Source organism: Mesorhizobium salmacidum (SeqCode) (assembly GCF_037179605.1).
Taxonomy (GTDB): domain Bacteria; phylum Pseudomonadota; class Alphaproteobacteria; order Rhizobiales; family Rhizobiaceae; genus Mesorhizobium; species Mesorhizobium salmacidum.
On sequence record NZ_JAPYKS010000002.1, the window covers coordinates 84,397 to 96,665 of the forward strand.

A 12,269-nucleotide genomic window follows, 5' to 3' on the forward strand; every position below is an offset into this window, starting at 1 on the left:
CGTGTCACACGAATTCGCTTGAGCCAAACGATCAGCGGAAATCATCGTCGACGCTTGCGTGGAAGCTCAGTCCTTCGCGGTCTTGCCCTCGATCGCCCTGCCCCAGTCGAGCAGCGGCTTGGCGCGCAAGGTGAAATCGACAAGTTCCTCGACCAGCTCCGGCCCGTGGATACCAGCCGGATCGATCGCGTGGCGGACGGCGAAATGCCGGTTGCGGATGGCGGCGACGAGGTCCTTGTCGGCGACCTCTTCGAAGCCGCGCGGCGTGCGTTTCATGCCGCCTTCGGCATCGAGTTCGAGGCCATTTTTCCTCAGCGCCGCCACCACGGCGCGAAACGTATCGGGATGGCTCGCGATGGCCTTGCGCATGGCCGTCAGCAGTTCCGGCGCCGGCTGCCACCAGGCCACGCCGGCAAAGCAGCGATCGAGCCCTATATGGACGAAAAACACGCCCTGCTCCATCTTGGTGCCGTCCGGCGACAGGATAGCCGAGAGATGTCGGTTATAGGGTCGCTTATCCTTGGCGAAGCGCACATCGCGGTTGATGCGGAACAGCGATTTCTTGCGATCGCCGCGCAGGCCGAGGCCGGCTTCCGCAAAACGCTGCGTAAGCGTGTCGACGAGATCGCCCAGCGGGTCGCGCAATTCCTTTTCGAACAAGTCGCGATTCTCCAGGAACCACTCGCGACTCTGGTGGAAATCCAATGCCTTCAGGAACGGAATTGCCTTGGAGCCGAACCCCTTGAACGCTTCGCCCGTCACGACTTGCCGACCCGCTGCAGCCAGGTGTCCTCGTCGATGACTTCGATGCCGAGTTCGCTGGCAAGCTTGAGCTTGGAGCCCGCACCCGGTCCCGCCACCAGCAGATCGGTCTTGGCCGAAACCGAGCCGGCCACCCTGGCGCCGAGACGCTCGGCCATTGCCTTGGCTTCGGAGCGCGTCATCTTTTCCAGCGAGCCGGTAAAGACGATCGTCTTGCCGGCGACCTCGCTGTCGGCCGAGACGGTGACGATATACGGCTTCGGTTTGACCTGCTCCAGCAGCTTCTCCAGCACGTCGTCATTGCGCTCATTGCCGAAGAAATCGCGCAGCGCATCGATCACCGTATCGCCAATGCCGTTGATCGATGGGAAGACGGCATGCGGATCCTCCGCCGCCGCCGTCTCCTTGCCGACGCGGATCAACTCCTCGATGGTTGAAAATGTCCGGGCCAACACGGCAGCCGTCGTCTCGCCGATATGGCGGATGCCGAGCGCGAAAATGAAGCGGTCGAGCTCCGGCTCGCGGCGTGAATCGATGGCCGCGAACAGCTTGTCGAGCCCCTCATAGTTGCGGTCCTCGACGCTGCGCACGTTCTTGCGGGTCTTGCCGGACGCTGCCTCGCGCTGCCTGGCCTGCTCCTCGCGCCGCTCGGCCAGCGCCTTGGTCACGGCGGGCCGGCGCTCCCTGAGGGTGAAGATATCGGCGGCGGTCTTGATCAACCCGGCATTGAAGAAAGTATCGATGTTCTCCGCGCCCAGCCCCTCGATATCCAGGGCGCCGCGCGACACGAAGTGGCGCAGCCCTTCCACTGCTTGCGCCGGGCAGATCAATTCGCCGGTGCAGCGGCGCCGCGAATCCTCCTTGCCGGTCTTCTCGTTGATCTCGCGTGTCGCCGGCGAACCGCAGATCGGGCAGGTGTGCGGGAATTCGTAAGGCACGGCATTGGGCGGACGCTTGTCGACGACGACACTGACGATCTGCGGGATGACATCCCCTGCCCGCTGGATCACGACCGTGTCGCCGATGCGCACGTCGATACCGTCGCGGATCGGCTGGCCGGTGCTGTCCAGGCCCTTGATATAGTCCTCATTGTGCAGCGTGACGTTTTCCACCACCACGCCGCCGACCGTCACCGGCGCCAGCCGCGCCACCGGCGCCAGCGTGCCGGTCCGGCCGACCTGGATGTCGATCCTCTGCACGGTCGTCATCGCCTGTTCGGCCGGGAATTTGTGCGCGACGGCCCAGCGCGGCTCACCGGTGACGAAGCCCCAGCGGCGCTGCAACTCCAGCTGGTCGACTTTGTAGACGACGCCGTCTATGTCATAGCCGAGCGACGAGCGCTGCTCCTCGATCCGGTGATAATGCGCGACCAGCTCCTCGACCGACTTCGCCCGCACCATCAGCGGACTGATCTTGAAACCCCAATCGGCGAATTTCTGCACCGCTTCGTACTGCGTTGGTGCCGGATCCGCCGTCGTATAACCCCACGCATAGGCAAAGAATTTGAGATTGCGGCTGGCGGTGACGGATGGATCCTTCTGGCGCAGCGACCCGGCCGCCGTATTGCGCGGATTGACGTAATCCTGGCCACCGACAGCCGCCGAGCGCGCCTTGAGCGCCTCGAATTCCGCATAGGTCATGTAGACCTCGCCGCGTATCTCAATAGTCTCGGGCCAGCCCGAACCTTTCAGCCTTGCTGGAATGTCGGCGATGGTCCTGAGATTGGCGGTGATGTCCTCGCCGACGGCACCGTCGCCGCGCGTCGCCCCCTGCACGAACACGCCCTTGTCGTAACGCAACGACGCCGACAGCCCGTCGATCTTCGGTTCGGCGGTGAAGGCGATGTCGAGATCCTTGTCGCGGTCGAAGAAGCGCCGGCCGCGCTCGATGAAATCGGCAACGTCAGCGTCGGTATAGGCCTTGGCGAGGCTGAGCATCGGCACGGCATGGCGCACCTTGGTGAAGCCTTCCGCCGGTGCGGCACCCACCCTGAGCGAGGGCGAATCCTCACGCACCAGCCCGGGAAAGCGCTCCTCGATGGCAAGATTACGCCGCCGCAACGCGTCATACTCCGCGTCCGTGATCGTAGGCGCGTCCTCGGCATGGTAGCGCCGGTCGTGATCGGCGATCTCCTCGGCAAGACGCTGGAGTTCGGCTTCAGCCTCGCTTTCGCTGAGCGAATCGACAGGTTTTTCGACCATGCTTTTTGTCCCTGAACGGTGGCGCGTCACCATAGAGCATGATCCGGAAGTGGGAACCGGTTTTCGGAAAAGATCATTCCTGAACAGCAGGATGGAGCCATATCCTGACTCGCCCCATGACGCCGGATAGTCTCACGCCGCGTTTGTATTCTCGCGCAGCAGCCGCTCCGCGGCGGCGCGCGCCTCGTCGGTGATCGTGGCACCGGCCAGCATGCGGGCGATCTCCTCCTGCCGCGCCGTCCTGTCCATCTCGGCAATCCCTGTCGCGACCCGGTCGGTGCTGCCCGATTTGGAGATCAGGAAATGTGTTGCCGCGCGCGCCGCGACTTGCGGCGCGTGGGTGACGGAAAGCACCTGGACGCGCTTCGACAGCCGCGCCAGCCGCTGGCCGATGGCGTCGGCCACCGCGCCGCCCACGCCGGTGTCGATTTCGTCGAAAACCAGTGTCGGCGCCGAACCACGATCGGCCAGCGCCACTTTCAGCGCCAGCAGGAAGCGTGACAACTCGCCGCCGGACGCGACCTTCATCATCGGCCCGGGCCGCGTGCCGGGATTGGTGCGCACCCAGAACTCGGTCTGGTCGATGCCTTCCTCCATGGGGCTCTCGGCCTCGCTCTTCATCTCGACGATGAAGGCCGCGCGTTCGAGCTTCAGCGCCGGCAGTTCGGCCATCACAGCCTTGGTCAGACCGACCGCCGCGGCATGGCGGAGCGAGGACAGCTGTGCGGCGGCGATGTCGTAGGTTTCGCGTGCGGCCGCCGCCTGCCTTTCCAGGCCGTGCAGGCGCTCCTCGCCGGCATCGAGATCGGCGAGATCGGCAGCCATCGTGTCGCGCAGCTGCGCCAGATCGTCGACGGCGACGCTGTGCTTGCGCGACGCCGCGCGCAGCGAAAACAGCCGCTCTTCGGCTTTTTCCAGCCGCTGTGGATCATACTCCGTGGCCCGAAGCGCGGCCTCGACACCCGATTGCGCCGCATCGAGCGACAACATCGCTTCATCCAGCGACTTGACCACGTCCTCAAGCAGGCCGGGCGCCTCCGTCGCCTTGCGCTGCAACCGCCTCAGCAGGCTGGCCAGTTGCGGCAAGGGCGAGGACGGACCCGACAGCACATCCTGCGCGTCGTGGATTTCGGAAGCGATCTTCTCGGCACGCATCAGGTGGGCGCGCAGCTCCGCAAGTTCGGTTTCCTCGCCGGGCTGCGGATCGAGCTTGGTCAGTTCGGCGACCGCGGCGCGCAGATAATCGGCCTCGCGCGCGGCGGCCGCCACCTTGGCGCGATGGCGCGTCAGCTCCTGCTCGCAGGCGCGCCAGTGCCGCCATGCCTCGCCGGTCGAGCGGACGGCACCCAGATGGCCGCCGAAAGCATCGAGCACATCGCGGTGCGCGCCGGGATCGACCAAAGCGCGTTCATCATGCTGGCCGTGGATCTCAACCAGCGCGCGGCCGACATCGCGCATCAGCGTCACACTGGATGGCTGGTCGTTGACGAACACACGGGTACGGCCGTCCGCCGTCTGCACGCGGCGCAGGATAACGTCGCCATCGTCCTCGATGGCGTTTTCGGCGAGCAGCGCGCGCACCGGATGGTTGCGCGGAACATCGAACACGGCGATGACCTGGCCCTGCGATGCGCCATGGCGCACCAGCGAGGCATCGCCGCGCGCGCCGAGCGCCAGCGACAGGGCATCGAGCAGGATGGATTTGCCGGCGCCGGTTTCACCTGTGAGCACGGAAAGACCCGGCTGGAAGTCGATGTCCAGCTTTTCGATCAGGACGATATCTCGGATCGACAGTCTGGAAAGCATGAGAAACCGGACCTATTGCATGCCGCCCAAAAAGTGGACCCGGTTTCGGGATAACGACAGGCACGAAAACAAAAAGATTTAGAGCGGCACCCGACCGTTGGAGTCGCAGCGCCGCACTATCTTTTTGTTTGAGCTTCGGATCAATCCGAAAAAGCGCGCTGCGCGCTTCGCTCGGAGGTCAGGCGCCGGTAATCAGCTTCCCGGCCTTGGATATCCACGATCCGGCATTCTCGCGCGGTGCCAGCCCGTTGCTCTGCAGCAGCTTGTAGGAATCCTTGTACCACGAGCTGTCGGGATAGTTGGTACCGAGCACCGCGGCGGCCGTCTGGGCCTCCGAGGTCAATCCCATCGCGTAATAGCTTTCGGTCAGGCGCGCGAGCGCTTCCTCGACATGGCGGGTATTAGAATAGTTTTCGACCACGGTGCGGAAGCGCTTGACTGCGGCGATGTACTCGCGGCGCTCCAGATAATAGCGCCCGATCTGCATTTCCTTGCCGGCGAGCTGGTCGTTGGCGAAGCGGATCTTTTCCTTGGCATCGTCTACATATTCCGACGTCGGCCAGCGCGTCACCAGGTCTTGCATGGTCTGCAGGGTCTGGCGTGCTTCCTTCTGGTCCTGCGTCACGTCCTTGATCTGGCGATAGTAGCTGAGACCAATGATGTACTGGGCGTAGGCGGCGTCATCCGTGGACGGATAAAGAGCCAGGTACCGCTTTGCCGACTGGATCGCGTCGTCGTAGCTGCCCTTTCGATAGTCGGCGAACGCGCCCATCACCATCGATTTACGCGCCCACTCCGAATAGGGGTGCTGGCGGTCGACGGCGTCGAACTTCTTGCTCGCCTCGTCCAGGCGTCCCGCATTCATGTTGGCGAGGCCCTGATTGTAGAGAACGTCGGCCGGCTCGGTCTGGTCGACATAGGTCGACAGGTCGATATCTTTCTCCGACGACATGCAGGCCGACAGAAAGAGCGATGGAACAACCACCGAAAGCGCCAGAAAAACAGACCGCTGCGGCGCTTTCGATTGACCGACTCGCTTGAAGAACATGATTGGATTGCGCCCTTTCGGCGTTATTTCAATGCCTCTTGCATGCTGTTGTCCCAAAACTGATCCCCACTTTTGAGCGACATGCACTAATAGACGGCAGCAGCCATAAACCATAACCGCCTTGCCCGGCAACGCTATGTCCAGCCAATCGCACATTTTTGTGGCGGCGGACCGTGGCGTGAAAATCTATGCAATTTCGCTGATGGATGATGCATTCATGCAACACCCATGCCCCATGGAAACCGAAAAAGATTAAGAAAATCAGATCATCCAGGGCGCATAGAGCGGCGCGTTGACGGCGTTCATCTCGGCGGCCCGGCCACGCTCCCGGCGTGTCGTCTCGACGATCTCGAAGGCCGTGCGGTCCGACAGCAGGCGCCGCAGCGCGGCGGCGTTCAGCCTGTGACCGCCGCGATAGGAGCGGAAACAGCCGATGAAGCGCGCACCGGCCAGCGCCAGGTCGCCCATGGCGTCGAGCGTCTTGTGGCGCACGAATTCGTTGGGATAGCGCAGGCCGCCCATATTGATGACGCGGTTGTCATCACCGATCACCACGGAATTTTCCAGCGAGGATCCCAGCGCATAACCGGCGGCCCACAGCCGCTCGACGTCCTTCATGAAGCCGAAGGTGCGGGCACGCGCGATGTCGCGGCGGAAAATATCGGCATTGATGTCCGATGCGAAGAGCTGACGGCCGATCGCCGGGCTTTCGAAATCGATCTCGACCTCGAAACGGGTACCGTCATAAGGCCTGAACTCCGCCCAGGAGGCGCCGTTCTCGATGCGGACCGGCTTGACCACCCTGATATAGCGCCGCTTGACGGCCAACACCTCGATGCCGGCCTGGTCGATGGCTTCGACGAAGGCCATGGCGCTGCCATCAAGGATTGGGACCTCGTGGCCGTCGATCTCGATGACGACATTGTCGATGCCGAGCCCGAACAGGGCCGCCATGATGTGCTCGACCGTGGCGATGTGCTCGCCAGAGGGATCGCCGAGCATTGTGCAAAGGTCGGTGGCGCCGATCTCGGAAAACAGGGCGCGGAATTCGCGGCCCTGCCCATCGCCATTAAGGAGCTGGAACACGATGCCGGTATCGGCATCCGCGGGCAGGAAACTGATGGAAACTTCTTTGCCGCTGTGAACGCCGGTGCCTGTAAGCGACGCGCGCGTCTTCACTGTCGTCTGGTGGTCGTGCAAGACAATCCCCATGAGCCCGTAATGCCTAGGTCCGCTTCTCCAGCCCGAGGGCGCGGCTCTTGTTAAATCGGCAGGCAGGGCTACTTCCCCCGAAATCCCGGCATACCGACTATGGTAGGCAGCGAAGATAATGTCCCGGCAAGGAGACTCCAAATCACGGTTTCTTACTCTTTGTAACCGCGAACTGGAACATGTACGGCACCATAACTAATTGATTATACAGCACTTTAAACGTTAACAGGCAGGCAATTCCTTGCCTGCCTGTTAACAGTTGTTACAGTCCGTTAACGGCTCAGTTGGCCTGGCGGCGCAGGAACGCCGGAATCTCCAACTGATCGTCGTCCTGAGTCGCCCTGGTCTGCGGTGTCAGGCGGCCCTGATCGTCCAGTTGGCCGCGGCGCGGCGCGTAGAGCTGCGCGTCCTGGCTGGCGAGGCGGCGCACTTCCGGTGCGGCCTGGCGCAGTTTGGGCTCGCGCGGTTGCGCCGGCTGCAGCCGTGCAGGTTCCTCTTCGCGACGGGTCAGGCCATTGGTCAGACGCTTCAGGAGACCCATCGGGCCGCTGTTCTCATGGTCCACCGGACGGCTCTTGGCGTCGACCTCGGCCTTCACGACCGGCGGAAAGTCCTCGACACGCGGCATGCGCTGCGGCGCCATCGCGACCGGCTGCTGAACCTCACGCAGCATTTCGCGCGGCTGCGGAGCCGGCTGCATCATCTGCTGGACGACCGGCTGTACCATCGGCTGCGGCTGTGCGGGCGGCGCTTGGAAGATCTTGCTCTGCGGGCGGAAATCGTCCGCATGGGCGACCGGAGCCGGACGAGCCTGCGCCATGGCCGCGGCATTCGCTTCGGCCAACTGGATGGCTTCGGCAACCGGATCGGCGGCGCGTGGTTCATACACCGCCTGCTGGACCGGTGCCGGGCGGCTTTCCACCGGCGCGACGGCCGGCCGGGCAGCCGGCTTCGGCGGAGCGGTGCGGATCGAAATCGGCGCGGCGGCGATTTCAGCCGCCGACTTGTCGATACCGGTGGCGACCACCGAGACGCGGATGACGCCTTCGAGTTCCTCGTCGAAAGTGGCGCCCAGGATGATGTTGGCGTCCTGGTCGACTTCCTCGCGGATGCGGGTCGCGGCTTCGTCGACTTCGAACAGGGTCAGGTCGCGGCCGCCGGTGATCGAGATCAGCAGGCCCTTGGCGCCCTTCATCGAGGTCTCGTCGAGCAGCGGGTTGGCGATCGCGGCTTCCGCCGCGGCCATCGCACGGCCCTCGCCCGAAGCCTCGCCGGTACCCATCATCGCCTTGCCCATCTCGCGCATCACCGAACGCACGTCGGCGAAGTCGAGGTTGATCAGGCCTTCCTTGACCATCAGGTCGGTGATGCAGGCGACACCGGAGTAAAGCACCTGGTCGGCCATCGCGAAGGCGTCGGCGAAGGTGGTCTTGTCATTGGCCAGCCGGAACAGGTTCTGGTTGGGGATAACGATCAAGGTGTCGACGCATTTCTGCAACTCCTCGATGCCGAAGTCGGCCGTTTTCATGCGGCGCTGGCCTTCGAAGTGGAACGGCTTGGTGACGACGCCGACGGTCAGGATGCCCTTCTCGCGGGCTGCGCGGGCAACAACCGGAGCAGCACCCGTACCGGTGCCGCCGCCCATGCCGGCGGTCACGAAGCACATATGGGTGTTGGTGAGATGGTCGAGGATCTCGTCGATGCACTCTTCCGCCGCGGCGCGGCCGACTTCCGGCTGCGATCCGGCACCGAGCCCCTCGGTGACATGCGCGCCGAGCTGGATCAGCCGGGAGGCCTTCGACATGGTCAGCGCCTGCGCGTCGGTGTTGGCCACGACGAACTCGACACCGCGCAGTCCGGCGGTGATCATGTTGTTCACGGCATTGCCGCCGCCGCCGCCGACACCGAACACGGTGATGCGCGGCTTGAGCTCGGTGATGTCCGGCTTCTGCAGATTGATGGTCATTGTCTCCGTCCTTTGCCTTTCACGCCGCTTCGCCGCCGCGGCCGCCTATGGGGCTGTCCCCGTCAATTAGAAACTGTCTCTCAACCACTGACTCATGCGATGCAGTTTTCCACCAGTTCCGGTCATCCTGAGACCGGAAATGCCTTTCGCCGGATGGCTCTCGAAGCTCGCCATCTGCGGATAGATCAGAAGCCCGACAGCGGCCGAGAAAGCAGGGCCTTTCGCCGCTTCGGGCAAGCCCGCCACGCCGAGCGGGCGACCGATGCGTACATTGCGCCCCAGGATGCGGCGCGCCGCCTCCGGCAGGCCGGCCAGCTGGCTGGCGCCGCCGGTGAGCACGACGCGCTTGCCGACCGCATTGCCATAGCCGGACTTGTTCAACCGGTCGCGCAGGAGTTCGAGCGTCTCGTCGATGCGGGCGCGCACGATGCGCGTCATCACCGAACGCGGGATCTGCAGCGGCACGTCGCCGTCGTCGCCGATAGGCTGGATCGAGACCAGGTCGCGGTCGTCGGCACTGCCCGGCAACGCCGAGCCGTGCATCACCTTCAGCCGTTCGGCGGCATCGAGCGAGGTCGAAAGTCCCTTGGCCATGTCGAGCGTGACATGGTTGCCGCCAATGGCGATGGCGTCGCCATGAACGAACTTGCCTTCCGAAAACACCGAGATCGTCGTCGTGCCGCCGCCCATGTCGATGCAGGCGGCTCCGAGTTCCAGCTCGTCGTCGACGAGTGCCGCCAGCCCGCTGGCATAGGGCGTCGCCACCATGCGCTCGACCGACAGGTGCGAGCGATTGATGGAAAGCTCCAAATTGCGCATCGGCGCGGCATCACCCGTCAGCACATGCATGTCGACGCCAAGCGTGTCGCCCACCATGCCGCGCGGATCGCGCACGCCGCGTTCGGCATCCAGCGAGAAGCCAACGGGCAGCGAATGGACCACCTCGCGTTCGGCCTTCAGGGCCTGCTTGGCGCCGGCGCCGAGCACGCGCTTGATGTCGGCCTCGTCGGCCTCGTGGCCGCCAAGGTTGATGGTCGCCGAGAAGCTTTCGCTCTTCAGCCGTCCGGCGGTCATGTTGACGATCAGCGAATCGACGGTCAGCCCGGCCATGCGCTCGGCGGCGTCGACGGACAGGCGGATAGCATGCTCGGCACGATCGAGATCGACGATGACACCCGACTTCACGCCTTGCGATTTCTGGTGGCCGATGCCGATGACCTGGATCCGATGCGAGCGGCCGCGCAGGAGCTTGCCGTCATCGTTCGGCTTGAGCTTGGCCACCATGCAGCAGACCTTGTTCGAGCCGACATCCAGCACCGTCAGGGTGCCCGACCGGCGCGACGAGGCATCGCCAGAACCGCCAAGCCAGCTCATATCTTCGTCTCCGGCTTGCGCTTCAGGGTTTTCGGCTTCTCGTTGAGCGCGGCTTCGCGCTGCGTCGCCGCCTGCGGCGTCAACTCCACGACCAGCCGGTCCGTCAGGCGCATATCGACAGCGGCGATATCGCGCGACAACAGCCCCTTGTCATGGTCCATCTTGACGAGTTCGGCGAGCGCCTGGTCCTCGTCATCCTCGGGCAACTTGATGGTGATGCCGTTGTCCAGCTTCAGGTCCCAGCGCCGCTCGCCGACGCGGACATAGCCTTTGATGCGACTGGCAAGGTCAGGATATTGTTCGACCTTGGCCAGGAAATCAGGCGCCTTGGCGGGCGCGCCGGTGCCGATCAACAGCGGCAGGAGCACCTGCTTGCCGCCCGAGAACGGCGCGATGACAGCGCCATCCTTTTCGATGACGGAGAGGTCGTTGCCCTGCTGCCAGAGCGCGAAAGCCGCGCGCTCCTCGACGCGCACTTCGAGCGTATGCGGATAGACCTTGCGCACCGCGGCGACCTGGATCCACGGCAAGGTCGCGATGCGCTCCCGCGCGGCCTCGGCATCGAAGCCGATCAGCGACGTCCAGCCATCGAGTTCAAGCCTGTCGAGAATGTCGATCTCTGAAGTCTGACGGTTGCCGACCACCTTGACCTGATCGACGGCAAAGCCGGTGCGGGCGGTGATGCTTTGAATGATGCCGTCGGCATGACCGCCGAGGTAGGCGCCATAGGCCCCGCTCGAAGCCAGCAGCACCGACGACATGATCGCGACGGAGAACCGCGGCGCCTGGAATTCACCATCTCCAAGGCGCGTCAGGATGCGCACCGGGCGGCGAAGCACGCGCGGCAGGACGAAATGGTCCAACGACAACGGCAGGCCGAACAGCGACGGCCCGGCCGCGCCCCTCACCTTGCCCTGCCCCCATTTCAACGCAGACACGAAGCGTCCTCCACCATCCAACTCAACAGTTCACCAAACGAATGCCCGGCATGGGCGGCAATTTCAGGCACCAGAGACGTCGGCGTCATGCCCGGCTGAGTGTTGACCTCGAGCCATACAACCTCGCCATTTTCGGAGTGACGATCGTCATAACGGAAGTCCGACCGGGAAACGCCCCGACAGCCGACAGCTTGGTGAGCCTTGAGCGCCAGTGTCTGTATTTTTTGGTAAATATTCGGTGAAACTTTTGCGGGGCATTCGTGTTTTGATCCGCCCGCGACATATTTTGAATCATAGTCGTAGAAGGAATGGCCCGTCGGGATGATCTCGCAGACGCCAAGCGCCACATCGCCCATGACGGCGCAGGTCAGCTCGCGCCCATGGATGTAGCGCTCAACCATAACGGTATCGCCATATTTCCACTCGGACGACCCTATCACCTGCGGAGGGTGCGACTGCCCCTCCGACACGATGACGACGCCGAAGCTCGATCCCTCGCTGACCGGCTTGACCACGTAGGGCGGCTTCATCGGGTGCTTGTTCTGGATAGAGAAGCGGTTGGCGACCTTCGATTCGGCGACGGGAACGCCGACCGATTTGACGATCTTCTTCGCCTGCTCCTTGTTCATGGCAAGCGCCGAGGCGAGCACGCCGGAATGGGTGTAGGGAATGCCGAGATATTCAAGGATGCCCTGGATGGTACCGTCCTCACCAAAGGGTCCATGCAGCGCATTGAAGGCGACGTCGGGCTTGAGCTCGGCAAGCACCGAGCCGACGCCGCGCCCGACATCGACACGAGTGACCTGATACCCTTCCTGTTCCAGCGCATCGGCACAGGCCTTTCCGGAAGACAAGGACACGGGCCGCTCGGACGAGAAACCTCCCAGCAATACGGCCACATGCTTGTTTTTCATTCCCCGTCATCCCCTCTCACGGCGGACCAAAATCCAAGATTTCCGCAA

General features: G+C 63.7%; 9 protein-coding genes. All 9 read right to left on the reverse strand.

What is annotated here, in order from left to right; genetic code table 11:
- Positions 1 to 66: 66 nt before the first annotated feature.
- The 9 genes from O7A60_RS03035 to O7A60_RS03075 all read right to left on the reverse strand — a co-directional run bounded on the left by O7A60_RS03035 (position 67) and on the right by O7A60_RS03075 (position 12,221).
- A complete protein-coding gene (locus tag O7A60_RS03035) occupies positions 67 to 762 on the reverse strand; it encodes a DUF2461 domain-containing protein (protein WP_337104964.1) in 696 nt (231 codons plus the stop codon).
- Positions 759 to 2,963: an NAD-dependent DNA ligase LigA gene (gene ligA / locus O7A60_RS03040; protein ID WP_337104965.1), complete on the reverse strand. Its 2,205-nt coding sequence runs from the start codon at positions 2,961 to 2,963 to the stop codon at positions 759 to 761. The genes O7A60_RS03035 and ligA overlap by 4 nt, the downstream gene beginning before the upstream one ends.
- Before the next feature lie 132 nt (positions 2,964 to 3,095).
- Positions 3,096 to 4,769, reverse strand: a complete 1,674-nt coding sequence (gene recN / locus O7A60_RS03045) for a DNA repair protein RecN (RefSeq protein WP_337104966.1) — start codon at positions 4,767 to 4,769, stop codon at positions 3,096 to 3,098.
- A 178-nt stretch (positions 4,770 to 4,947) separates the two neighbouring features.
- Complete coding sequence (locus tag O7A60_RS03050) at positions 4,948 to 5,817, reverse strand: outer membrane protein assembly factor BamD (RefSeq protein WP_027141655.1); 870 nt, start codon at positions 5,815 to 5,817, stop codon at positions 4,948 to 4,950.
- 261 nt (positions 5,818 to 6,078) lie between these two features.
- Positions 6,079 to 7,029, reverse strand: coding sequence for a UDP-3-O-acyl-N-acetylglucosamine deacetylase (gene lpxC, locus O7A60_RS03055; protein WP_140747462.1), 951 nt, complete (start codon positions 7,027 to 7,029; stop codon positions 6,079 to 6,081).
- Between the two features lie 280 nt (positions 7,030 to 7,309).
- Positions 7,310 to 8,995 carry a cell division protein FtsZ gene (gene ftsZ, locus O7A60_RS03060; RefSeq protein ID WP_140502428.1) on the reverse strand — a complete coding sequence of 562 codons (1,686 nt, stop codon included), beginning with the start codon at positions 8,993 to 8,995 and terminating at the stop codon, positions 7,310 to 7,312.
- Positions 8,996 to 9,061: 66 nt separating this feature from the next.
- Positions 9,062 to 10,369 (reverse strand): cell division protein FtsA, encoded by a 1,308-nt coding sequence (gene ftsA, locus O7A60_RS03065; RefSeq protein ID WP_015317215.1) that lies wholly within the window; start codon positions 10,367 to 10,369, stop codon positions 9,062 to 9,064.
- On the reverse strand, positions 10,366 to 11,307 hold the full coding sequence (locus O7A60_RS03070) for a cell division protein FtsQ/DivIB (RefSeq protein WP_337104967.1): 942 nt from the start codon (positions 11,305 to 11,307) through the stop codon (positions 10,366 to 10,368). The genes ftsA and O7A60_RS03070 overlap by 4 nt, the downstream gene beginning before the upstream one ends.
- Positions 11,295 to 12,221 (reverse strand): D-alanine--D-alanine ligase, encoded by a 927-nt coding sequence (locus O7A60_RS03075; RefSeq protein WP_337104968.1) that lies wholly within the window; start codon positions 12,219 to 12,221, stop codon positions 11,295 to 11,297. Before O7A60_RS03075 ends, O7A60_RS03070 begins: the two co-directional genes overlap by 13 nt.
- Between the last annotated feature and the right edge of the window lie 48 nt (positions 12,222 to 12,269).